Raw genomic sequence first — 21,395 nt, 5'->3', positions numbered from 1 at the left:
CGGTCGAGATTCAGGGGGTACGGAACCGGACCGTCGCCACTGGTGGGTCAGTGCGTCGCGAGCGCGTTCGACCGGCCGGAGACGGCGATGGCTAGCAGGTAGATGGCGATGGCGACGACGACGATGGAGCCGCCGGAGGGCAGCCCCTGCTGGATGGAGACCGCGAAGCCGCCGATGATGGCCAGTTGGCCGAAGATGATGGCGAGATACAGCGTCTCCCGGAAGCTCCGGGCCAGTTGGGTCGCGGTCGCGACGGGGATGACGAGCATGGCGGCGACGAGGATGATGCCGAGGACCTGCATCGCGCCGACGACGACCACGGCGGTCAGCACGATGAGCAGGGTGTTGTACCAGGTGACGTTGAGGCGGGCGACCCGGGCGGCCTGCTCGTCGAAGGTGATGAAGAGCATCTGCTTGTAGGTCGCGGCGACGACGGCCACGACGATGACGCTGAGGACGGCCATCAGGCGGGCGCCCTCGACGGTGACGACCGCGAGGCTCCCGAAGAGGTAGCTCTCGATGTTGATGCCAGTGAAGCCGCGGCCGTAGCTGATGAGGAGGGTGCCGACGGCGAAACTCCCGGTGAGCATGATGGCGATGGGTACGTCGCCGTAAGTGTCGGTGTGTTCGGCGAGCCACTGGACGGCGAGGGCGCCGAGGACGGCGACGACGAGTGCCGACAGCAGGATGGGCGCGTTCCAGCCGGTGACGCCGCCGACGAGGAAGCCGACGGCGACGCCGGCGAAGGCGGTATGGGCCAGCGTCTCGCCGATGAGGGCCATCTCGCGGTGGACGAGGTAGGTGCCGACGAGCGGCGCAACGATGCCGACGAAGACGCCCGTCGCCATCGACTGCCACATGAACGGATGCCGGAAGACGTTGGTTCCGAGGGTAGCGTCCATGAGACGGCCGAAGGCGCGGTATTGTCCATAAAGGTCGCTTGCAACGGGGAATCCCCGCAGCCAGTAGAGGGCGATGAAGCCGAGCATGACCACGGCCAGAAGCGCGGTTACAGCGATACCGGCGTGTTCGATGGTGCGTCTACTGGGGCGGAGCCCGGTCGCGGCCGACGCGCCGTCGGATTCGGGTCTTTCGCCGGCCATTAGTGGTGGTGATGGAGGACCTGCCCCGAGGAGCCGTAGGCCTCCGCGAGGGCGTCGCTTTCGACGAACGACTCGGTGTCGCCGTGGTGGTAGAGTTCGCGGTTGATGCAGGCGATGTGGTCGGCGCGGTCGGTGACGACGCCGATGTCGTGTTCGATGAGGATGACCGTGATGCCGTCGTCGTTCAGCGAGTCCAGCAGGTGATAGAAGGCGTCCCGGGACTCGGCGTCGACGCCGACGGTCGGCTCGTCGAGCGCGAGCAGGTCGGCCTCGGAGGCCAGCGCCCGGGCGATGTAGGCCCGCTGGCGCTGGCCGCCCGACAGCTGGTTGATGCGGCGGTCGGCGAGGTCCGTGATGCCGACCGTTTCGAGGGCCTCCTCGACGGCCGTCCGGTCGGGTTCGGTGAGGCGGCCGTGGCCGGCGTGGGCAAAGCGGCCCATCGTCACGACCTCGCGGACGGTGACCGGCATCGTCGAGCCCTTCTCGGTGGCCTGCTGGGAGACGTAGCCGATGCGCTCGCCGGCCTCGAACGTCTCGACGGGTTCGCCGAAGAGTTCGATTGTGCCTTCGTCCGGCGAATGCAAGCCGAGCATCAGATGCAAAAGCGTCGTCTTCCCGGAGCCGTTCGGGCCGACCAGTCCGAGGAAATCGCCCTGCTCGACGGTGAGGGAGACGTCCTCTACGGCCGGCTGGTCGCCGTAGGCGAACGTGACGTTCTCGACGGAGACGGCGGGGGGCACGGTGGGTGTATCGGCGTCGGTGCCGCTCGGATTTATGTTTTCTACTTCCGCAGATGGTCGGTTGGCCTTCGACATCGTTACTCGGCCCCCAGTGCGGCCCGGAAGGCGGGCAGGTTCAGTCGCTCCATCTGGTCGATGTAGCCCCAGCCGTCGCCGTTCCACTCCGGAGTGGTCCCCGCGGCGGGACTGACCGCTCGGGTCGCCTCGGCGTCGCTGTTCTCGACGATGGTTTCGGCGAGGTTCGGCGACTCGAAGCGGTCGTAGAGGACCACGTCGATGCCGTTGTCGTCGACGAACGCGATGGTGTCGGCGATGTCGGACTGGCTGGGTTGGGCCTTCGGCGAGATGGCGACCGGCGTGTGCAACTCGAAGCCGTAGCGGGCTTCGAGATACTGAAAGGAGTTGTGGCCGGCGAGGACGGCGGTTTCGCGGTCGACCTCGTCGACCATCGTCTCGAAGGCCGCGTCGAGGTCGTCCAGTTTCGACCGGTAGCTGTCGGCGTTCTCGCGATAGGTCGCCTCGTTGTCGGGGTCGGCCGCCGCGAGGCCGTCGGCGATGTTGGCGACCATCGCCTTGGCGAGGGCGGGGTCCGTCCAGACGTGTGGGTCGAAGGCCCCTTCGCCGTGGTCGTCCTCGGTATGTGCCTCGTCGTTCTGGTGGTCGCCCCTGAGAAGGCGGTCGTCGAGGTCGGCCAACGCGTCTATGACGGCGACGGTCTCGTAGTCGGCCTCCAGCGTCGCGGCGACGTCCTGTGCCCACCCGAACTCCGGGGAGTCGAGATAGACGAAGGCGTCCGTCGCCGCGATGTCGGCGGTGATGTTGCCGGTCGGCTCCCAGCCGTGGCCCATCTGCCCCACGTCGACGGGGTCCTCGAACGTCGCGAGGTCGCCGCTGACGGCCTCGGCCCACTCGTGGAGCGTGAAGAAGGCGGCATACCCCGACCCGACGCCCTCGTCGCCCTGCGTGGACGTATCCAGACAGCCAGCGATGGCACTCGCGGCGAGTACCCCGACTCCACTCCGCAACACCGACCGACGTGTCCGTGACATACACACCGATAGGCCTCCTCCGAGTAAAAGAGTTATTATCTAATGGAATTTATTTAATAATCTTGGCTGCATATCGGGGGCCAGTTACTAGATTCGACTCAATCCGCGACGTCGACGACCGCCGCTCCGGAGAGTTCCTGGAGTGTCTCGGGGGCGATGGGGAAGACGGCTTCCGGGGTTCCGGCGGCGGCCCAGACCTCCTCGAAGTCGGTCAGCGTCTCGTCCATGAACCTCGGCACGTCGGCGTCGTGGCAGAAGGGCGGGACGCCGCCGATGGACCACCCCAGCGTCTCCTTTATATCGCCGGCGTCGGCCATCGAGACCTCGCTTTCGTCGACGTCGAGCAGGTCGGCGAGTTTGGCTTCGCTGACGCGGTTGGCGCCGCTGGTGATGACGACGACGAGTTCGTCGCCCACCGACAGGACGATGCCGCTGGCGATCTGGGCGACGTCACAGCCGATGGCCTCGGCGGCGTCGGCGGCGGTCTTGGTCCCTTCCGGAAACTCGTGGACTTCGACGTCGAAGTCGTACTCGTCGGCGGCGCGTTCGCTGAACTCCTCGGCGCGTGGATGCATGCGAGCGTGGTGAACCCGCCGGGTCAAGAATCCCTCGCCGTATGTCAAAGGTCCGTTTGAACCTCCGGCACCCCTTTTATATGCGCCGTGAAAGGGTGGAACATGAAGCGACGTGCTCTCCTCGCGGCCGCGGCGGCCGCGACGACGACCGGTGTGGCTGGCTGTCTCCGCGGTAACAGTATCGGCGATTCGAACCCCGACGGAACCGATACCGAGGAGCCGTCCGATGGCGAATCGACGGCCGACAGTCCCCGACTCGTCGACCAGTCCTTCGAGGTCGAACGGGTTGAGTGCGGCAACGACTTCGGAAGCCACGACGTGACCACCGAGGACGGCGTGGTCACCGTCGAGGGCGTCCTCGACGGCAACAACTCCTGTTACACCGCGGAACTCGTTCGCGGGGAGTACGTCGCCGAGGAAGATACCCTCTACGTGGAGGTCGAAAGCATCGACGACGCGGGCGAAAACGAGATGTGTAGCACCTGCATCGTCGAAATCGAGTACGTGGCGACCTTCGAGTTCGAGGGTGGCAAACCGGGCTCCATCCGGGTCGACCAGAGCGGGCAGACCTCGGGGTCCAGTTCCGCCAGCAAAAGCGTCAGCGCCAGCGCACCGACCGAGACGGCGACGCCGAAATCGACCGACGACGACTAATCCTGCGGGAGCGCCTTCAGCCCGTATCGCGGAACGCCCTCCTCGACGTAGACGCGTCGTGGCACCGCGCGAACGGTGTCGCCGACGTCGACGCTCTCGGTGGCCTGCATCGGCAGGGACACCTCGCCGTCACCGGCCGCAAAGCGGACGATAGCCGCGCCGAAGGCCCCCTGCTGGGCCTGCTGTTCGGCGAACTCCGGCGGTGCGCCGCCCTGACCGATGGTCGTCGCGGCGTCGACGGTGCCCGTCAGTTCAGGAACGACTGGTTCGAACTCCACGAGCGACCGGCAGTCGGGACAGGCACCACCCGGTGGGAACGCGACGGCGCCGCATTCGGGACAGCGCCCCGCTTCGTGGCGATGGCGCTGGGCGACGCTTCGCTGCCACGTCGGCACCGAGACGTGGGCGGCGCCGCCGTCGGGTTTCTCGCCGACGATGTCGCCGCGCCGGCGGAGGTAGGCGGGATAATCGAGTTCGCGGCCGCCCTCCAGTTCGGTCTCGACGGGCGCGACGCCCTCGACGACGAAGGCCGTCGCCCCGGCCCCGGAGCCCCACCCGACGGCCAGCGTCCGGTCGTAACCCTCGGTGAACGCCGTGGCGAGCGACAGCGGGACGCTCGCGGCCGCGGTGTCGCCCAGTTCGGAGACCGTCTCGACGGCCGCGATGGCCTCGTTGTCGAGGCTCGTCCGGTATGGGAGTTTACCGTTCGGCGCCTGTACCGCCACGGCGTCCGTGTCGGCCTCGACCGAGAGCGCGTCGACGGCGGCCTCGATGGGTTCGCGGAACGCCGCCCGCCCGTAGGTGCCGGTGTCGAGGCCCGCCACGTCGCCCTCGCCGTGACCGCGGAAGCGGGTTCCGGGCCGAACCTCGCTTTCGGTCGCGCGGTCGGCGACGGTCGCCGGAGCGTCATCGCCGACGACGAAGGCGACGGCGCCGGCACCTGCGGCGTGTTCGCGGCTGTCGTCCGGTTCGCCCTCGGGGCAGTCGGACACGACGACGAGGGCCGTGTCGTCAGAATCGAGCGCGCCGAAGAGGGCGTCGATGCCGGCGCGGGTGCTGCCGGTGTGTGTTCGGCGACTCGCCGAATCCGGGACGCCGAGGTACGAACCCAGCCGCGGCGTCTGGTCTTCCTCGGCCAGCGGCGGGTTCGTCGTCGCGAAGGCGAGACGGTCGATGGCATCGCCGTCGGCGTCGCCGGCCGACAGCGCCCGCCGGGCGGCCTGCACGCCCATCGTCAGGGCGTCCTCGTCGCCGTCGGGGACGGCCTTCGTCTCGACGCCCGGCGCGTCGAAACTGCCCCACGCCTCCTCGAAAGCTTCGGCTGGGACGCGGTTCTCGGGTGCGTACGCACCGACTGCGACGATGCCGCGGCTCATGATTCCACCTCCTCGACGTCTTCCTTCTCAAAGACGTGGACGACGGCCGCACCGCCGGAACCGCCGACGTTGTGGGTCAGTCCGACCTGCGGGTCGTCGAGTTGCCGCTCGCCGGCCCGGCCCGTCAGTTGGTCGAAGGCCTCGACGACCTGCCCGGCGCCCGTCGCGCCGATGGGGTGGCCCTTCGATTTCAGGCCGCCGGAGGTGTTGACGGGCAACTCGCCGTCCGGCCGGGTCGCGCCCGATTCGATGTAGGGGCCGGCCTCGCCGCGTTCGCAGAAGCCGAGGTCCTCGTAGGCCATCAGTTCCGCGATGGCAAAGCAGTCGTGAACTTCGGCGAAATCGAGGTCCTCGGGGCTCACGCCGGCTTCCTCGTAGGCCTCGTCGCCGGCCTGCTTCGCGGCGGGCACGGAGTTGTAGGTGTCCCGCTGGAAGAGGCCGACGCGGTCGGAGGCGGCGCCGACGCCGGCCACGCGGACGGGTTCGTCGGTGTACTCCTCGACGACGTCCTCGCTGACGATGAGCGCGGTCGCGGCGCCGTCGGTGGTCGGACAGCAGTGATAGAGGTTCAGGGGTTCGGCGACGTCCGGCGCGCTGACGGCGTCTTCGAGGGTGCAACTGAATCCGAGGTGGGCCTTCGGGTTCTTCGAGCCGTTCTCGTGGTTCTTGACGGCGACGTGGGAGAGTTGTTCCTTCGTGGTCCCGTGTTCGCGCATGTGCGCGGAGGCCATCTGCGCGTAGACGCCGGCGAAAGTGGTGCCGGACATCCGCTCCCACTCGGTTTCGCCGGAGACCCCGAGCCAGTAGCGGACGGCGTCGCCGGAGAGGTCGGTCATCACCTCGACGCCGCCCGCCAGCACGACGTCGGCCATGCCCGAACGGACCGCCATGACGGCCTGTCGGATGGCGTACCCCGACGCGGCACAGGCGTTTTCGACCCGCGTGACGGGGACGCCGTGGAGGCCGACGTGTTCGGTGACGGCGGGGCCCGGCAGGCCGAGTTGTCGGCCGCCGACGCCGAGGGTGCCGACGTAGGCCTCGTCTATCTCGTCGACGTCCGCGCCGTCGTCGACGCTATCCAGCGTGTTCTCGACCGCCGTCCCGAACAGCGACCGATAGCTCTCGTCGGGGAAGGAGCCGTACTTCGATTGGCCCGCTCCGACGACGTAGGCATCTCGCATACTCGGTGGGTCGCCATGTCGAAGTATAAACGCGACGACAACGGCAGTGGTGTTTACCGGTCGCGTTTATTTTAGTCAAATCGAAATACGTCGCAGTTGATACGATTGTAGTGCTGAATATAGAGGATGGAGACAGCAATCCGATTCCATTAGTTCCAACCAGTCTGCCATGAATCAGCCGTGCGAACGAGCCTTCTTATCGATCGGCGATTATTCTCAAGCCACTAACGGGAGTAAACTCCTTGTCACTCCACCACATACTCTGATACGGGGTGGCACCCATGGCAACAACTACAACAGAGGCTGAACGGCTCGTCACCGAGTACGTTCGCATCTGGAACGAGCGGGAGTTATCGGAACTGGATGACGTTGTCGCCGAATCGTTCACGTTCACGTCACCAACTGCGGGCACCATCGAAGGCCGGGAAAACGTCAAGGCATATGCTGATGCGGTTGTTAAGGGATTCTCGGACTTCCAGATCACCGTCCACGAGATGCTGAGTGGCGACCACTTGGTGATGGCCGAGAGTACCCTCTCGGGCACACACGACGGAGAGTTCGATGGAATCCCCCCGACCCAGGAGACGTTCGACGTTCAGGATATGGCGAAGTTCGTCGTCGAAGACGGGCTTCTCAAAGAGGAACGTACCTACTTCGATCAGCAAGATTTCCTCGGTCAACTGGGCCTCCCCGACGAATAGCTGCTTTTCTCCACCACCCTCTCTTCGCTGCGATCGGTCACAGTTCCCCCGACATCTTGTTCCCTAAGCCCCCTATACTGAGCGATTATATTGTCCACCACCTCAGGGAAGATTGCACGCTGTATTCGTGCCGTCTATTCGGCACGACCCAGGAGACCTACCAGATTTCTGAGTATACCACGGTGCTGAATACAGAGGCTGTATGCATCACGACAATCGGGTTTGTTTCACAAGTCTCCCGATGAAATGGCCGGCCAATAGACGTGCGTGTTGACCGCTGACGATACTGTCAGAACAGGGCTATGTTGAGAACGCTCTGCTGAATACAGGTGACTAATATATCGGCTACTTCTCGGCATACAGGAGAGTTCGTCGGCACTCGGGGCAAACGTATGGAACTGGCGTCAGGATCTCATCCGCTCGGATACTACTCAGAAATCCGTCGTCCGTCGACGGTGAGACAATAGAGAGTTCGCCAACGGCGTCGGTTCCTTGTAGTTCCATCCGTTCTAGTGGTTCCTCGCAATCGGGACACGTCTTCTCGGAGGACATACCTGTAGAGAGTACAGTTGCCTCTCCCAAAAACTAATTCGATGTGTTCCCCGGTTCGGATAGAACTGTATTCGTTCTAATGGCGATTGATACACACTCTATATCGACCGATTCGAACTGTCTGAGTCTGAGTGGACTCCACATGAAATACGCGCCATGTATTCAGCACGGTTGCTGGAAAATATCAAATATAATCAATTTCAACTAAAATTCATTTTCTATTCATCGGTTGGTGCTGGTCTGGTTGCCCGAAATCAGATCGTCTCGAAGTAGTCGTCCTGACGGTAGTCCGCTGTCTCACCGCGACCAGACGGTCTCGTTGCGCATGTCGAAGACCGTCTCGCCGTCCACCGTCGCGGTCCGTCGCGTCGCCACCAGTCCCTTGCCACTCTCGGTGACGCTTTTTTCAAGAACCTCCAGTTCGACGTGGAGAGTATCGCCCGGACGGACGGGCGCGGGCAGTCGGAGGTCCTCGATGTGTCTGGCGGCGACGAGGTCGGAGTCGCCGTAAAAGGCCTCGACGACCAGTGGCTGGGTCAGCGCGAAGGTGTGGATGCCGCTGGCGATGAGGCCGCCGAAGGGGGAGTCGGCGGCCGCCTCCGGGTCGACGTGGATGTCGAGGGGGTCGAACTCTCCGGCGAAGTCGAGGACGTCCTCCTGTGTTACCGTAGTCGTCCCGCAGTCGATTATCTCGCCGACGGTCAGGTCCTCGAACGTGCGGTGACTCATGGTGCGGGGTGAGGACTTCGAGCGCGAAAGCTCTACTGTGGTAGGTGGTATCGAGCGTCAGGAACGGCCAGCGTGTGCGGGTCGAAAAACGTGGGCGAACGAATGCCGTGACCGTGCGTTGCGCGTCCTGTTCAGGTATCGGGGCTGTAGTTCGGCGCTTCGTCGGTGATGACGACGTCGTGGGCGTGGCTTTCGGTCTGGCCGGCCGAGGAGACGCGGACGAACTCCGAGCGCTCCTTGAACTCCGGAATCGTCTCGGCGCCGACGTAGCCCATCCCGGACTGCATACCGCCGACGAGCTGGTGGAGTTCCGAGGAGAGCGAGCCCTTGTACGGCGTTGCGGCCTCGACGCCCTCGGGGACGAACTCCTCGTTTTCTTCGTCCTCTTTGAGGTAGCGTTCGCCGCCGCCGTCGTTCATGGCGCCGACCGAGCCCATGCCGCGGTACTGCTTGTAGCGCTTGCCGTTGCGGGTGATGATGCGGCCGGGGGCCTCGGCGGTCCCGGCGAAGTAGGAGCCGAGCATGACGGCGTCGGCGCCGGCGGCGATGGCCTTGATGGCGTCGCCGGAGTAGCGGATGCCGCCGTCGGCGATGACGGGCACGTCGTGTTGGCTGGCCACGTCGGCCACCTCGGCGACGGCCGTAATCTGGGGCATGCCGGACCCGGAGACGATGCGGGTCGTACAGATGGAGCCGGGGCCGATGCCGACCTTGACGCCGTCGGCGAAGTCGACGATTTCCTCGGCGGCCTCGCGGGTGCCGACGTTGCCGACGACGACGTCGGCGTCGACTTCCGCCTTGATTTCGCGGGCGGTGTCGATGACGTCGAGGTTGTGTGCGTGCGCGCAGTCGATGAATACGATGTCCGCGCCGGCCTCGTCGGCGGCCTGTGCACGGTCGGCCTCGAAGGGGCCGACGGCGACGCCGACGACGAGCGAGCCGTCATCGTCGCGGGCGGCGCTGTCGTATTCGCGGCGTGCGAGGATGCCGGCCATCGTGACGAGGCCGGTGAGGTGGTTGTCCTCGTCGACGATGGGCACGCGCTCGATCTTGTGTTCGTACATGAGTTCGAGCGCCTGTCGCGGGGTGACCTCCTCGTGGGCGGTGATGACCTCGTCGGTCATCGCCTCGCGGACGAGGTCGCTTTCGCCGACTTCGAGGTACGGGCGGATGTCGGTGCCCGAGATGATGCCGAGAACGGTGTCATCCTCGTCGACGACGGGGGCGCCGGAGACGCCCTCTCGCTCCATCATGGTGTCGACCTCCCGGACGGTCTGGTCCGGCGAGGCGGTCACCACGTCGCGGATGATGAGTTCGTCGGCGCGTTTGACCTCCTCGACTTCCTCGACCATCTGTTCGACGGTCATGTTGCGATGGAGGACGCCGAGGCCGCCCTGTCGGGCCATCTCTGTCGCCAGTTCGGCCTCGGTGACGGTGTCCATCGCCGCCGAGAGAACCGGGATGTTCAGCGTCACGTTCGTCGACACGCGGGTCGTCATGTCCGCCGCGTCGGGCTCGACGCGGCTTTCCTTCGGCCGAAGAAGAACGTCGTCGAACGTCAATGCCTCTGGTACGCGGAGTTTCTCCGAGAACGGCTCGTCGCTCGCCATGTAAACGGTCAGGCGGCGCCGCCCAAAAGCGTTGCGAGAGCGCCAGCGGCACGGTATGTGAGGCCACGACGGGGCGGCGACCGGTTTGCTCCCCACTGCGGTGGCGGCACGCGGCGCCAACAGACAATCATCGATGTCGGAATCTGTACGCCACCTGCCACGGATGGATGACCGTCCGCTTATTCCGGTAACCTCGTCGGTTCCTCAACCGAAACGGTTGGAGGATGGATATTCGTTCGGTGTGTGGGGACGTGTTTCACACAACATTTATGTTCCAATCAATTCTTTCGTGATGTATGGACTCCGTTAGTCCCATCGCACAGCGTATCGCCGGCAAGACCAGCTTCGCCACCGGCATTACATTTAATTTCGCGATCGGGACAAATAAAGCGGAGAACGCCGCACTCGACTGGCTCTCCATCCGAGACCCCAGAGGGTATCGCGGCGATTACCACCGTTCGTCCCACGGTGAGGGCTATCCAGCCTGACGCATGAGTGCCTCACGCCACCCGATAGCCTTACGCCTCGAGCGGCAGGTCGGTGAGGGGACGCGCCTCCTCGCGACCGTCATGGCGCTGCCCCTCATCGACGGTATCTTCGCAGCCCTCATCATCGCCGGTGCGGTCTCCGGCATCCTCGGCATGGTCGAGGTCGGGCTGCTCATCTTCGGCGGGAGTGCGACCCTCGCGGTCGTCCTCGCCGAGATGGAGGGTAGCCGCCGCAAGCGCGCCAAGAACGTCCTGCTCGTGGGTGCGGTCGTCGTCCCCGGCGCCGCCCTGCAGGCCGCCATCGCCCCGACCATCGAGTCGGTGCTGAACCTCGCCATCTTCGAGCGGTTCGCGGCGCTCGTCATCCTCGCTATCGCCGCCAAGACCGCCAGTTCGACCATCGGCGAATACCTGCCGAACCCCAGCGTCATAATCGGCCTCGGCCTCATCGGGAGCTTCCGGCCCAACGGCTTCGAGTTCGCGTACGTCTCCGAGCCGATTTACGTCGTCTACGGCACCGGCGCCGCCCTCATCGGCGTGTCCTTCGCGCTGGCCGTCGCCATGTTCGGCCCGTGGCTCCGCGGCAACGTCGACATCGACCGCTTCCGCTTCGGCAGCGCGGTCGCGCTGGGCGTCCTCCCGCTGACCATCCTCGAAATCGGCCCCATCACGGGTGAGGAACCGCTGGCGCTGGTCGTCCTCGCCATCACCGGCCTGCTGGCGTTCAACCCCGAGGGCGCGATGGACGCCGAGGCCATCGAATCGGCGACCGAGACGCCCGCCGCCGCGGACGGCGGCAACGCCGAATCCGCCCTCGCCGATGCCGCTGTCGAGGGGCCCCTCCCCGAGGAAGTCGCCGAGGAGTCGGACCGCTCCGAGGACGACTCGCCCGGCATCGACGAGGGCGACCGCGCGCCGTGGCTGTAGGGTCGCATCGCTGCAATTAGGTTTCTCCGCCCCTCCCGTTCGGTATGGCCGACAACCGCGTCGTCGAGGGTCGCATGGTCACGCCGGGCAAACTCGCCGAACTCATCGAGGGCGAATCCGTCATGGACGCCGAGGACATCGAGGAGGCCGACCGCGAGTGTCCCGACTGCGGCGGCGACGTCCTCAAGGTGGGCTACATGCCCAGCGTGACCGAATTTATTACGGGGTACAAGTGTCAGGACTGCTCGTGGTCCGAGACGGACCGCTGATTTCCCCGCTGGAGATTTCAGTAGCTCGGGGATTCGAATCCCTCCGTCCCCGTCCGCCCTCGGCACAATACTGCGAATCGAAACCCCTTTAGGGAAACCCGAAATAGGAATACCCGAGGGGACGTGGCCAAGCCAGGCATGGCGGCTGACTCCAGAGGCCACGCGCCCGGTGACGAGACTCCAGACTGATATACCGAGCGGACGGCTGATCACCGCTTCCGCGTTGACGACCCTCTGGAGACCCGAGGCGCTACACCGGAGATATCAGTAGATCGGGGGTTCAAATCCCTCCGTCCCCACTTCCTTTCCGACTTACTCAACACACAGATTGTGATTTAGTCTATAAGATAGGTCATAACAGCATATCTTCGATTAGGGGCTACTCCACTCATGGTGCGCGGGATACTGACTTATTGTCCGTCCTCAAATCCAGGGTGTTTCTTGAGGAGGTCCTGATATTCTCTCCATCGTTGACTTTCCTCTATATCTGGGGCGAGGATATAGAGAAATTGGACGGAGAAGGTTATTGACTCAATTCCCTCTCTTTTGAGTTTTATTGGCTTCAAAACACCTTTGAAGGGATATGGGTCCTCCGTCTTTGTAGCGGTCACGGCATGACTTCTTGAGCCCCAGTTCCCAACTGAAGTAGTCCCAGAAAATTCTACACCACCATGTTTACCGATAACTTCGATGTAATTCTTATCATCAAATGGGCTCTCAGTTGGAATCAATTGAAGCGGGCAATCAAAATAGTACAGACCGGACGGAGACGCCTTCTTTTCTTTAAGAGAAGATACTGGGTAGACCTGATCTGACTCATCTAGTAAATTCATTGACTTTTTGACTTGGAGGAACGAATCATTAAAATTGATTTGGTGAATTTCCTCACTACCGACCTCTCCAGAAAACTCCGCATTCAACTTTGCAAATGTATCTATTCCGATTTCAATACTTGACCCCGAATCCTCTGATTTAGATATAGATATTTTATCGGATTCAGAGACGTTCTCGGTAAAGAATTGGTTAATATGCGACTTAGAAAAGTACATTACGTGATTGTATCTGTCTATCTCATCCTCTTCCATACTAACACAAAATTATCCTACAATCACTTAAATACATATTTGAATATAACAGACGATTGGTCGCTTACAGCGAACTTCGGTTAATCCCGAGATTCTAATAGTCCCGCCGCGAGATTGTAGAATCCACTAAGTGCTTTTGAAGAGGGTGAATCAAATTATCTGATTCTCCGCACCAAGAACTAACAGAACACGGAGCCACCTCCACCCATGCAGTTCCAGCTAACAGCGGCCCAACAGTCCCTCCGTGACGAGGTGCGAACGTTTGCACAGGAGGAAATCCGGCCACGGGCAATCGAACTCGACCAGCAGGGCGAGTACCCCGCCGATATCCTCGCCGAACTCGGGGATAGACGGCTGACCGGACTGACCCTGCCCGAGGAGTACGGCGGACGTGGCGAGGGATTGGTCGAACTGGCGTTGATGACCGAGGAGCTCTCGGCGGCGATGATGTCGGTCGCGAGCACCGTCGCGCTGCATCTCGGCGTCGCGACCGTCATCGAACGGTTCGGCACCGACGACCAGCGCGAGGAGTTCCTGCCGGAGATGGCGACCTACGATACGGTGGGCGCGCTCGGGTTGAGCGAGGAGAACGCGGGCAGCGACAAATCGAGGATGGAGACGACGGCCGAGCGCGACGGCGACGAGTGGGTGTTGAACGGCCACAAGCGCTGGGTGACGAACTACCTCGACGCCGACGTCGTCCTCACGTACGCGAAGACGGGCCCGGAGGAGGCGGCCCCGCACAACGTGAGTGCCTTTCTCGTCCCGGTGGAGGCCTTCGAGGTCGAGAGCGTCTGGGACACGCTGGGGGCCCGGAGCGCGAAGGCCGTGAAGGTCTCGCTTTCGGGGGTTCGGGTCTCCGACGGCCGGCGGGTCGGCGAGGAGGGCGAGGCCTACGTCGAGCGCGGGCGTGTCAAAAACGGGGTGAACGTCCCTGCACGCGGTGTGGGTATCGCACGAGCGGCCCTCGAGGATACCGTCGAATACACGAGTCGACGGCAGCAGTACGACCAGTCGATAAGCGAGTTTCAGGGCGTCCGATGGGAAGTCGGAAAGATGGCCGAACGCGTCGATACGGCACGCCTGCTCACGCTCCGGGCGGCCGACCGTGCCGACCGCGGAGCGGACGTGAGCCGGGAGTTCAGCATGGCGAAAGTCAACGCGACGCAGGCGGCGGTCGACAACGCCAACGACGCGATGCAACTCCACGGCGGCATCGGGTACACGAGCGAGCGCCACGTCGAGCGGTATCTTCGGGACGCTCGCCTGCTCACCATCGCGGGCGGTCCGAACGAGGGTCACAAGGACGCCCTAGCGGATGCCGTCTTCGCTCGCCATTCACGGCAGTAGGCACCCGTCTTCGGGGTCGAATCCCGACCTACCGCCCGGCGGTGGTTGGCGTCCTCGCCCCGTCGCCCAACCGGTGGCGTTGTGAGTCGCTGCGTCTCGGAATCGGACTCGTACGGATTATTGTCTCTTTTATTGGCCATCACCGATGCGCACTGGTGGTGACCGATAAACCGTTAAATAATCCGTATCAGGCGTCGGTCATCGGGGCGATGTCGCAGTCGTGGTCCGTCTCGTCGACGTGGGTGTCGGCGCGTGACTGCGCGCCAACGCGGGACGGGTGGAAGCCGATTCGGCCACAGTCAGCACAGTTTATCTCGTACATCCGTGTCCACCCGTTCAATTCCTTCATTTATAATTATGATATTCATATCCCGCTCGTTCGGGGAGTAAGGGCTACCTTCGTGGTCGCCGACGGCTGACTGTCTCGGTCTCCAGTGGTGGGACCGAGGTCAATCCAGCACTTCGATGCCGGTCTCGACCACGTCGGCGACCGGGATGGACCCTTCGCGGTCGTATGATACCAGGACGCCGTCGTAGCGAGACGCCGGGAAGATGAACGCGAGAACGTCCTCGAAGAAGAACTGCTGGGATTCCAATCTCCCGTGGTCGACCGCCTGACTGAAATCCTCCGAGGAGACCTGATTCGCGACGAGGTTCCGGTGGGCGGTGTCCAGTTCCTCGCCCGTGAACGCGTCCCGAAGGTCCTCCCGGACGTACTGCAGCTCGTAGTTGGTCGCGTCGTGTGTCGAGACCATCCGCAGTTCGTCGTCGCCGAACGCTTCGAAGGCCTCGATGTAGTTCCCCATACCTCCGAAACTGGTCTGATACGAATAAGGATACTCCCGACGATTTTAGGGCACCTCGACAGCAGAGAGCCGAATCGGGCCCCGAGTTGGGAACCGATACGTAGCACCGAATCCCCGGTAGTTCGACGTTCGTACGAAACGTGCGGCGCATCGTGCCAAGAGATAATGTGTCTCGGGTCGTAGGATTCCGGACACCTGTTAATAATGGGGGGAGAGAAGATGTCCACCAAGATGCTCCATCGGGGAACGGCGACGCGGCCGAGCGAGGACGGTCGATGAGCACTAGGTTCGTTCGACTGGTGTTCCTGTCGGCCCTCCTCGTCGGGGTCGTAGCGGGACTCGGCGTCGCACAGGAGGACGCGCGGTTCGTTCGTGGCGAACCGGACCTCGACGCGTACGCGCCCGAATCGACGCTGACGCCGGGCAGCACGTCGACGCTCACCGTGCAGGTCGCCAACGACGGCGAGTTGGCGGCCGGTCCCGACGCGCGACGGGGCGTGGTGACGACCGCACGCAGCGTCACCGTCGCGGTCGCGGACGACGACGTTCCGTTCACCGTCGAAACGGACCGACAGGCGATAGGTTCGATGGCCGACGGGGCCGTTCGTGAGGTCCCGATTACCGTTACCGTTCCGGAGGACGTCGACCCCGGAGAGTACTCCCTCGACGTTCGCCTCCGGTATTCGTACACGTCCGTCTCCGCGCCACGGAGCGGCGTGACACAGGAGCGGTCGCGAACCGAGCGGGAACGCATCGACGTGACCATCGACGACAGCCCCCGCTTCGAACTGCGGACGGTCGACAGCGACGTGCAGGTCGGCGGGTCCGGGACGCTCGTGACGGAGGTGCGGAACGTCGGGGGCGAACCCGCACGCGACCTCACCGTCGCCGTGGAATCGACGAGCAGTGACGCCGCGTTGGGTGAATCAGCGGGGAACACCGCCCGAATCGACCGACTGGCACCCGGCGAGAACGCGACTGTCACCTACGACGTGGGCGTCCGCCCCGACGTCTCGCCGCGGAGTCTGGCGCTGACGGGAACGGTTCGGTTCACCGACCCCGACGGCATTCGGGGCACCGACGAGGGCCTGTCCGTCGGCGTCCGGCCGAACGCCGAGCAGGCGTTCTCGCTGTCGGTCAACGAGTCGACGCTCCGCGTCGGGGAGACCGGGACGGTACGGGGCGTGATACGGAACGATGGCCCGGCGGACGTGAACGACGTCGTCCTCTCGCTCGGGGAGTCCCAGTTCGCACCCCGGAGTCCGACCTACGCCGTCGGTGATATCGCCGCCGGCGAGTCCGCGACGTTCCGGTTCCGAGGCGCGGTTCCCCCCGAGGGGGACGCGGTCCCCCAGCGCATCGACGTTACGACCCGGTACCGGACGCGTTCGGACGAGGAACGCCAGACACAGGGGTCGATGCACGTCCCCGTCGCCGAGCGCCGGGACGCGGTCGCGGTGCGAGCGGTCGAACCGCGGTTCGATGCCGGCGAGGAGGGTGTTCTCGAACTCGAGGTTACGAACCAGCGCGACGTCGAGATTCGCGACGTGCGGCTCACGCTCGCCGCCGAGGAACCGCTGACGAGCGAGTTCCGGACGACCGTCGTCCCGTCCCTCCAGCCCGGCGAGACCGGTCGGGTCGCCTTCGACCTCGAAGTGGATGGTGACGCCCCGGCGAGTCGCTATCCGGCGACGGTCGAGACGACCTACGTCGATACCGACGGCGACACCAACACGGCCCGCCCGTCGACGGTCGCCGTCACCGTGACCGAAACCGGTGGGGAGGACTTCCCCGTCGAGTTCGTCATCTTCGGCGTCCTGCTGGTGGTCGTCGCCGCCGGGGCGTGGTGGTTCTATGGGAAGCGATAGCCCGACCATGCCTCCCATCGAAGTCGAGGACCTCTCGAAGGATTACGGGAGCGTCCTGGCGAACGATTCCCTGTCATTTACCGTCGAAGAAGGGGAGATATTCGGGTTCCTCGGTCCGAACGGCTCCGGCAAATCGACGACGATTCGGCTGCTGCTCGGATTGTTGAAACCCACGTCGGGGACGGCGTCGGTACTGGGGGCGGACATCCACGACGAAGCCGCGCTCATCGAGGCGAAACAGCGAATCGGCTACCTGCCGGACCATCTCGGGTTCAACGAGGAGGTCACCGGAAACGAGGTGCTCGACTACCACGCCTCGATGAAAGGCGACGGCCGACTCGAGGAACTCCTCGAGATATTCACGCCCCCGCTCGAACGCCCGATTCGGGAGTACTCGACCGGGAACAAGCGGATGCTCGGGCTGATTCAGGCGTTCATGCACGACCCTGATTTGGTGCTCATGGACGAGCCAACCTCGGGACTCGACCCGCTGAAACAGGAGGAGTTCAACGAGTTCGTCAGGAACGAACGCCAGCACGGCACGACGGTGTTCTTCTCGTCGCACGTGCTGAGCGAGGTGCGGCGCATCTGCGACCGCGTCGGCATCATCCGGGAGGGACGGCTCATCGAACTCGAGGACATCGAGACGCTCATGAAGCAGGGCGGCAAGCGCGTCCGTGTCCACACCACCGACGAGGCCGTCGAACGCCTCGAAACCCTCGACGGCGTCGTCGACGCCACCCCGTTTCCCGACGGCGTCCAGTTCATCTATACCGGCGAGTACAACACGCTCATTCGTGAACTCGCGGCGTACGATATCCGGGACGTAGACATCGGTGAGCCGCCGATAGAAGACGTCTTCATTCACTATTACGGCGCGGGGGAGACGGATACGGCAGACAACCCGGAGGGGACCGATGTTTGAGACGACCCGCTACGAGGTCGGCCGCCGTCTCAAGGGGTCGGTCTACCTTTCGGTCGCCATCAGCATCTACGCGGGATTTATCGTCTGGTACTTCACCGTGCTGGAGGACGTCGCCATCGAGGAGGTCTTTCAGGAGCTCCCGCCGGCAATGCTGGAGGCCTTCGGCATCCAGACGCTGAACACTATCGAGGGGTTCCTCGGCGCGGAGGTCTACAACTTCGTGTGGGTGCTTGGGCTGGGGCTGTACTTCGCCTACGTCGCGGGCGGAACGATCGCCAGCGACATCGAGAACGAACGGATGGACCTGCTGCTCTCGCTGCCGATTTCGCGGGCGCGACTGCTCGCCGAGAAGTTCGTCTCGTTGCTCTTCCCGATACTCACCGTCAACGTGGTCGTCGGGGCGGCGATATACGTCTTCGCCTCGGCCATCGGAGAACCCATCGACCCGACGCATCTCGCATTGACCCACCTGCTGTCGGTTCCGTACCTCCTCGTCTGTGCCGCGGTCGGGCTGGTCTTCTCCGTGGTGGCAAGCCGCGCGGCGCTGGCCGAGCGAGGCGCCCTCGGCGTCGTGTTCGCGCTGTTCCTCGTCGAGTCGGTGGTCGGCGGGGCCGACCAGTACGACTGGATTCAGTACATCAGCCCGACGCACTACTACGAGCCGACCCCGCTTTTGATCGACGGCTCCTACGACCTCATCGACAGCGGGATACTCCTCGTGGCGTTTCTCGGCCTGATGTTGCTCAGCCAGATTCTGTTCCAGCGGCGGGACATCTGACCGGCCGCGAGCACCCGGCCGACACCTCTTTGCGGATGCTCGACATAAACCGGGCAATGACTCGCCGCGCGGCGGAGACCGGCTTCGAGCGGTTCACGAACCGGACGCTCGATGCGACCCACGAGGAGTTCAGCGTCGGCCGCGCTCTCGACGGAACGACGCTCGGGCCGGGCGGCGCTCTCGTCGACCGACTCCGGAACAACTCCGACCTGCTGGAGCGACACGTCGTCGAACCCGAACTCGACACCTATCGCGAGCGGACCATCCGGCAGTTCTCGATTCTGCTGGATTACGTCGAGAGCGACGCAGACCTGACGGCCTTCGAGGAGGACCTGCTGGCTCACGACAACTACATGGGCGCCCTGAAGCCGGAGGTGTCGGCGGACACGCGGGACGCTGTCGCCGATGCGACCCTGACGCGGCTGGCGCGACTCGCCGAGGGCATCGAACCGCTGGTCGCCAGTCCCGAAGCGGATTTCTGGGCGGCCGCCGAGGCGTCGCTGGACCGAACGGCCGCGATGGCGCTCGTCGACGACGCGGTCCGGTTTACTGCGCCGATTCGGGCGTTCGAGGGCTCGTTCGTCTTCGAGGCGGGGCTGGACCCCAACGAGATACTGACGAGTCGGCTGTTGCCGTCGCTGCCGACCGTCACCATCGAGTACACCGACGAGGCGGTCCGGTCGATGACGACTGCCGAAGAGCGCATCGTCGGCGAACTGAAAGCCGAGGTTCGGAATCGGTTCGACGCGGTTGGGGAGTGACCAACTCGACTTATTCCAACAGCGACGGCAGCGCCGAAAGCGTCTCGATTTCGTAAGTTGGCTCGACCGGCGGGTCGACGTCACGGCTGTGTTCGCGGCGGACGAAGGCGGAGTCCATGCCGGCGTTTTCGGCCGCCAGCACGTCGCTTCCGCTGTCGCCGACGTAGAGGGCGGATTCGCCGCCGAGGTCGGCCATCGCGCGGTCGAGATAGTGGGTGTTCGGCTTCTTGCGGCGGAGGCTCTCGATGGTCTTCGGCCGGCCGTAGTAGGTCTCGAAGTGCGCATCGAGGTCGAAGTGGTCCAGCACGAACTCGACGGTGCTGTGGTGGTTGTTGCTGACGACGCCACAGGGGTGGGCGAGGTCAGCGAGAACGTCGACGTCGTCGTAGGTCCCGCGAACGCCGGCCTCGAACTGCTCGAACTGCGACCGCTCGTCGTGGCGTTCGCGGGCGTCCCACAGCGTCTCAGGGTCGACGCCGTAGGTCGAACCGAGTTCGTTGAGGGTATCGACGGTGACGCCGCTGCAGACCGCGGCAACGTGGTCGGGGTCGGGCGCGTCGATGCCGACCGACCGAAAGGCCTCGCGGATGGCCGCCGACTGCGTCTCGAAGGCAGGCGGCTCCACGAGGACGCCGTCGTTGTCGAAGAGGAGGGTATCGTAGTCGGGCAACGGACGTCGCTTCTCGGCGCCCGGAGTTCACCGTTTCGGTCGGCTGTGGCTACGTCGCACGCGCTACCGACGGGTTCGCCGGCTCACGCGGCGGGGAGGCGAATCCGGAAGGCGGTCCCCGAGGGGTCACTGTCCTCGATGGTGACGCTCCCGTCGCAGGTCTCGACCAGTTTCCGGACGAGATAGAGGCCGAGTCCGTCGCCCTCGCTTTCGGGGCGCTGAATCGACGGCTCGAACGCCGATTCGAGGATTCCCTCGGGAATTCCGCCCCCGTCGTCGGCGATGGCGACCTCGACGGTCTCGCCGACGCGTTCGGTCGTGACGCTGACGGTCAGCCCCGAGACGTCGTTGTGTTCGGCGGCGTTTTCGAGGACGTTCCAGAACACCTCGTCGATGAGTTCGTTGGCGGCCACTCGCAGGTCGTCGTCGATGTCGGCGTCGACGGCGAGGTCCGGATAGGTGGTCTCGAGCGCGTCGACCTGTTCGCGAAGGGCCACCGACAGGTCCACGGGTTCGGTCGTCAACTGGCCGGTTTCGGATTCGATTATCGTGTCGGCGGTCTCCAGCAGGCTCCGGGCGGCGTCGGTGCGCTCCTGAATCAGTGCGAGTTCCTCGGGGTCGGCGTCGTACTGTCCCTCCAGTCGGTCGGCGAAGCCGCCGATGACGGCGAGGTCGTTCTTGATGTCGTGGCGAACGAGCCGCAGGAGGAACCGAAGCGTCTCGCGTTGGTCTCTCGTATCCTCGACGAGGCGAGCGTTCTGGGCGGCCTGCCCGCGATTGAGGCCGATGAGGACGCCCGCCGCGGCGCCGACCGACCCGACGATGACGAACTGGTTGGCGAAGGCGAGCGAGATGCCGCCGGCGCGAATCTCGGGGACGGATGCCCAAACGACGAAACTCGACATGAAGAGGAAGCCGCCGAGACACCACTTGGCGGCGACCCAACACTCCGAGACCGCGAGGTCGCTCCGGTAGATAGTTAGCCCCGACATCACGACGATATAGCCGAACAGGACGTGGACGACGATGCCCAGCACGGCCTGATTGTACGACCCGGCGGTCGGCAGCCCCCACGCGAACCAGAAGGTCAGGCCGGCGGCTGCCAGCGTCACACCGAGCGTGACGAACAGCGCCCCCCACCGCTTCCGACTGCCGGGCGTTGACACGCTTCCTTCGTGGGGGCGCGCCGAAGTATAGG

At 64.3% G+C, this 21,395-nt stretch carries 23 protein-coding genes and 1 tRNA gene; 11 read left to right on the top strand and 13 right to left on the bottom strand.

The features are described from left to right. Window positions 1-47 precede the first annotated feature (47 nt). From U5914_RS00980 to U5914_RS00965, 4 genes are all read right to left on the bottom strand, one after another. Complete coding sequence (locus U5914_RS00980) at window positions 48-1,103, bottom strand: metal ABC transporter permease (protein WP_336133510.1); 1,056 nt, start codon at window positions 1,101-1,103, stop codon at window positions 48-50. Beyond that, on the bottom strand, window positions 1,103-1,843 hold the full coding sequence (locus U5914_RS00975) for a metal ABC transporter ATP-binding protein (protein WP_418766736.1): 741 nt from the start codon (window positions 1,841-1,843) through the stop codon (window positions 1,103-1,105). Before U5914_RS00975 ends, U5914_RS00980 begins: the two co-directional genes overlap by 1 nt. A gap of 77 nt (window positions 1,844-1,920) precedes the next feature. Beyond that, window positions 1,921-2,892, bottom strand: a complete 972-nt coding sequence (locus U5914_RS00970) for a metal ABC transporter solute-binding protein, Zn/Mn family (RefSeq protein ID WP_336133508.1) — start codon at window positions 2,890-2,892, stop codon at window positions 1,921-1,923. 98 nt (window positions 2,893-2,990) lie between these two features. After that, on the bottom strand, window positions 2,991-3,467 hold the full coding sequence (locus U5914_RS00965; RefSeq protein WP_336133507.1) for a YbaK/EbsC family protein: 477 nt from the start codon (window positions 3,465-3,467) through the stop codon (window positions 2,991-2,993). A 102-nt stretch (window positions 3,468-3,569) separates the two neighbouring features. Here U5914_RS00965 and U5914_RS00960 point away from each other — a divergent pair, with 102 nt between their 5' ends. Next, a complete protein-coding gene (locus U5914_RS00960) occupies window positions 3,570-4,121 on the top strand; it encodes a hypothetical protein (RefSeq protein ID WP_336133506.1) in 552 nt (183 codons plus the stop codon). Here the strand turns inward: U5914_RS00960 and U5914_RS00955 are convergent. Further along, window positions 4,118-5,500: a zinc ribbon domain-containing protein gene (locus tag U5914_RS00955; protein WP_418766735.1), complete on the bottom strand. Its 1,383-nt coding sequence runs from the start codon at window positions 5,498-5,500 to the stop codon at window positions 4,118-4,120. The genes U5914_RS00960 and U5914_RS00955 overlap by 4 nt on opposite strands. Continuing rightward, entirely contained in the window at window positions 5,494-6,678 is a 1,185-nt protein-coding gene (locus tag U5914_RS00950) for a thiolase domain-containing protein (protein WP_336133504.1), read from the bottom strand. Before U5914_RS00950 ends, U5914_RS00955 begins: the two co-directional genes overlap by 7 nt. A gap of 281 nt (window positions 6,679-6,959) precedes the next feature. Here U5914_RS00950 and U5914_RS00945 point away from each other — a divergent pair, with 281 nt between their 5' ends. After that, entirely contained in the window at window positions 6,960-7,379 is a 420-nt protein-coding gene (locus tag U5914_RS00945) for an ester cyclase (protein ID WP_336133503.1), read from the top strand. 849 nt (window positions 7,380-8,228) lie between these two features. Here U5914_RS00945 and U5914_RS00940 read toward each other — a convergent pair. Both U5914_RS00940 and guaB read right to left on the bottom strand, forming a co-directional pair. Beyond that, window positions 8,229-8,660, bottom strand: coding sequence for a MaoC/PaaZ C-terminal domain-containing protein (locus tag U5914_RS00940; RefSeq protein WP_336133502.1), 432 nt, complete (start codon window positions 8,658-8,660; stop codon window positions 8,229-8,231). 131 nt (window positions 8,661-8,791) lie between these two features. After that, entirely contained in the window at window positions 8,792-10,270 is a 1,479-nt protein-coding gene (gene guaB, locus U5914_RS00935) for an IMP dehydrogenase (protein ID WP_336133501.1), read from the bottom strand. Between the two features lie 296 nt (window positions 10,271-10,566). Here guaB and U5914_RS00930 point away from each other — a divergent pair, with 296 nt between their 5' ends. The 4 genes from U5914_RS00930 to U5914_RS00915 all read left to right on the top strand — a co-directional run bounded on the left by U5914_RS00930 (window position 10,567) and on the right by U5914_RS00915 (window position 12,253). Next, window positions 10,567-10,758 (top strand): DUF8099 family protein, encoded by a 192-nt coding sequence (locus U5914_RS00930; RefSeq protein ID WP_336133500.1) that lies wholly within the window; start codon window positions 10,567-10,569, stop codon window positions 10,756-10,758. Window positions 10,759-10,761: 3 nt separating this feature from the next. Then, window positions 10,762-11,685 carry a DUF5794 domain-containing protein gene (locus tag U5914_RS00925; protein ID WP_336133499.1) on the top strand — a complete coding sequence of 308 codons (924 nt, stop codon included), beginning with the start codon at window positions 10,762-10,764 and terminating at the stop codon, window positions 11,683-11,685. Between the two features lie 44 nt (window positions 11,686-11,729). Then, entirely contained in the window at window positions 11,730-11,954 is a 225-nt protein-coding gene (locus U5914_RS00920) for a DUF5795 family protein (RefSeq protein WP_178291425.1), read from the top strand. Between the two features lie 117 nt (window positions 11,955-12,071). Continuing rightward, a tRNA-Trp gene (locus tag U5914_RS00915) sits at window positions 12,072-12,253 on the top strand. 111 nt (window positions 12,254-12,364) lie between these two features. Here the strand turns inward: U5914_RS00915 and U5914_RS00910 are convergent. Beyond that, a complete protein-coding gene (locus U5914_RS00910; RefSeq protein ID WP_336133496.1) occupies window positions 12,365-13,039 on the bottom strand; it encodes a hypothetical protein in 675 nt (224 codons plus the stop codon). 207 nt (window positions 13,040-13,246) lie between these two features. On the opposite strand from U5914_RS00910, the gene U5914_RS00905 reads away from it, so the two are divergent. Beyond that, window positions 13,247-14,389 carry an acyl-CoA dehydrogenase family protein gene (locus U5914_RS00905; RefSeq protein ID WP_336133494.1) on the top strand — a complete coding sequence of 381 codons (1,143 nt, stop codon included), beginning with the start codon at window positions 13,247-13,249 and terminating at the stop codon, window positions 14,387-14,389. 187 nt (window positions 14,390-14,576) lie between these two features. Here the strand turns inward: U5914_RS00905 and U5914_RS00900 are convergent, their stop codons facing one another. Beyond that, on the bottom strand, window positions 14,577-14,711 hold the full coding sequence (locus tag U5914_RS00900) for a hypothetical protein (RefSeq protein WP_336133493.1): 135 nt from the start codon (window positions 14,709-14,711) through the stop codon (window positions 14,577-14,579). Window positions 14,712-14,838: 127 nt separating this feature from the next. Beyond that, window positions 14,839-15,195 (bottom strand): DUF7522 family protein, encoded by a 357-nt coding sequence (locus tag U5914_RS00895; RefSeq protein WP_336133492.1) that lies wholly within the window; start codon window positions 15,193-15,195, stop codon window positions 14,839-14,841. A 275-nt stretch (window positions 15,196-15,470) separates the two neighbouring features. Between U5914_RS00895 and U5914_RS00890 the strand changes: the two genes are divergently transcribed. The 4 genes from U5914_RS00890 to U5914_RS00875 are packed head-to-tail and all read left to right on the top strand — an operon-like array spanning window position 15,471 to window position 19,527. Next, window positions 15,471-17,063 (top strand): COG1361 S-layer family protein, encoded by a 1,593-nt coding sequence (locus tag U5914_RS00890; RefSeq protein WP_336133491.1) that lies wholly within the window; start codon window positions 15,471-15,473, stop codon window positions 17,061-17,063. Between the two features lie 7 nt (window positions 17,064-17,070). Then, a complete protein-coding gene (locus tag U5914_RS00885) occupies window positions 17,071-17,988 on the top strand; it encodes an ABC transporter ATP-binding protein (RefSeq protein ID WP_418766734.1) in 918 nt (305 codons plus the stop codon). Continuing rightward, window positions 17,981-18,766: an ABC transporter permease subunit gene (locus tag U5914_RS00880; RefSeq protein WP_336133488.1), complete on the top strand. Its 786-nt coding sequence runs from the start codon at window positions 17,981-17,983 to the stop codon at window positions 18,764-18,766. The genes U5914_RS00885 and U5914_RS00880 overlap by 8 nt, the downstream gene beginning before the upstream one ends. A 56-nt stretch (window positions 18,767-18,822) precedes the next feature. Next, a complete protein-coding gene (locus tag U5914_RS00875; protein ID WP_336133487.1) occupies window positions 18,823-19,527 on the top strand; it encodes a hypothetical protein in 705 nt (234 codons plus the stop codon). Between the two features lie 10 nt (window positions 19,528-19,537). On the opposite strand, the gene U5914_RS00870 is transcribed toward U5914_RS00875, so the two are convergent. Together U5914_RS00870 and U5914_RS00865 are read right to left on the bottom strand one after the other, a co-directional pair. Continuing rightward, the gene (locus U5914_RS00870; RefSeq protein WP_336133486.1) at window positions 19,538-20,197 is read right to left on the bottom strand and encodes an HAD family hydrolase; all 660 of its coding nucleotides are present in this window, start codon (window positions 20,195-20,197) and stop codon (window positions 19,538-19,540) included. 83 nt (window positions 20,198-20,280) lie between these two features. Next, a complete protein-coding gene (locus tag U5914_RS00865; RefSeq protein ID WP_336133484.1) occupies window positions 20,281-21,363 on the bottom strand; it encodes a HAMP domain-containing sensor histidine kinase in 1,083 nt (360 codons plus the stop codon). Window positions 21,364-21,395 lie beyond the last annotated feature (32 nt).

It is taken from the genome of Natronomonas amylolytica, from assembly GCF_037031205.1.
GTDB classification, from domain to species: domain Archaea; phylum Halobacteriota; class Halobacteria; order Halobacteriales; family Haloarculaceae; genus Natronomonas; species Natronomonas amylolytica.
Note: the sequence above shows the minus strand (reverse complement) of the source record. Positions and strands in the feature narration are given on the sequence as shown.

What these genes read in the sequence shown, in the direction of transcription:
- U5914_RS00980 (WP_336133510.1), bottom strand. Translation starts at nt 1,103, where the DNA reads ATGGCCGGCGAAAGACCCGAATCCGACGGCGCGTCGGCCGCGACCGGG.
- U5914_RS00970 (WP_336133508.1), bottom strand. Translation starts at nt 2,892, where the DNA reads ATGTCACGGACACGTCGGTCGGTGTTGCGGAGTGGAGTCGGGGTACTC.
- U5914_RS00965 (WP_336133507.1), bottom strand. Translation starts at nt 3,467, where the DNA reads ATGCATCCACGCGCCGAGGAGTTCAGCGAACGCGCCGCCGACGAGTAC.
- U5914_RS00960 (WP_336133506.1), top strand. Translation starts at nt 3,570, where the DNA reads ATGAAGCGACGTGCTCTCCTCGCGGCCGCGGCGGCCGCGACGACGACC.
- U5914_RS00950 (WP_336133504.1), bottom strand. Translation starts at nt 6,678, where the DNA reads ATGCGAGATGCCTACGTCGTCGGAGCGGGCCAATCGAAGTACGGCTCC.
- U5914_RS00945 (WP_336133503.1), top strand. Translation starts at nt 6,960, where the DNA reads ATGGCAACAACTACAACAGAGGCTGAACGGCTCGTCACCGAGTACGTT.
- U5914_RS00940 (WP_336133502.1), bottom strand. Translation starts at nt 8,660, where the DNA reads ATGAGTCACCGCACGTTCGAGGACCTGACCGTCGGCGAGATAATCGAC.
- guaB (WP_336133501.1), bottom strand. Translation starts at nt 10,270, where the DNA reads ATGGCGAGCGACGAGCCGTTCTCGGAGAAACTCCGCGTACCAGAGGCA.
- U5914_RS00930 (WP_336133500.1), top strand. Translation starts at nt 10,567, where the DNA reads ATGGACTCCGTTAGTCCCATCGCACAGCGTATCGCCGGCAAGACCAGC.
- U5914_RS00925 (WP_336133499.1), top strand. Translation starts at nt 10,762, where the DNA reads ATGAGTGCCTCACGCCACCCGATAGCCTTACGCCTCGAGCGGCAGGTC.
- U5914_RS00920 (WP_178291425.1), top strand. Translation starts at nt 11,730, where the DNA reads ATGGCCGACAACCGCGTCGTCGAGGGTCGCATGGTCACGCCGGGCAAA.
- U5914_RS00910 (WP_336133496.1), bottom strand. Translation starts at nt 13,039, where the DNA reads ATGGAAGAGGATGAGATAGACAGATACAATCACGTAATGTACTTTTCT.
- U5914_RS00905 (WP_336133494.1), top strand. Translation starts at nt 13,247, where the DNA reads ATGCAGTTCCAGCTAACAGCGGCCCAACAGTCCCTCCGTGACGAGGTG.
- U5914_RS00900 (WP_336133493.1), bottom strand. Translation starts at nt 14,711, where the DNA reads ATGTACGAGATAAACTGTGCTGACTGTGGCCGAATCGGCTTCCACCCG.
- U5914_RS00895 (WP_336133492.1), bottom strand. Translation starts at nt 15,195, where the DNA reads ATGGGGAACTACATCGAGGCCTTCGAAGCGTTCGGCGACGACGAACTG.
- U5914_RS00890 (WP_336133491.1), top strand. Translation starts at nt 15,471, where the DNA reads ATGAGCACTAGGTTCGTTCGACTGGTGTTCCTGTCGGCCCTCCTCGTC.
- U5914_RS00885 (WP_418766734.1), top strand. Translation starts at nt 17,071, where the DNA reads ATGCCTCCCATCGAAGTCGAGGACCTCTCGAAGGATTACGGGAGCGTC.
- U5914_RS00880 (WP_336133488.1), top strand. Translation starts at nt 17,981, where the DNA reads ATGTTTGAGACGACCCGCTACGAGGTCGGCCGCCGTCTCAAGGGGTCG.
- U5914_RS00875 (WP_336133487.1), top strand. Translation starts at nt 18,823, where the DNA reads ATGACTCGCCGCGCGGCGGAGACCGGCTTCGAGCGGTTCACGAACCGG.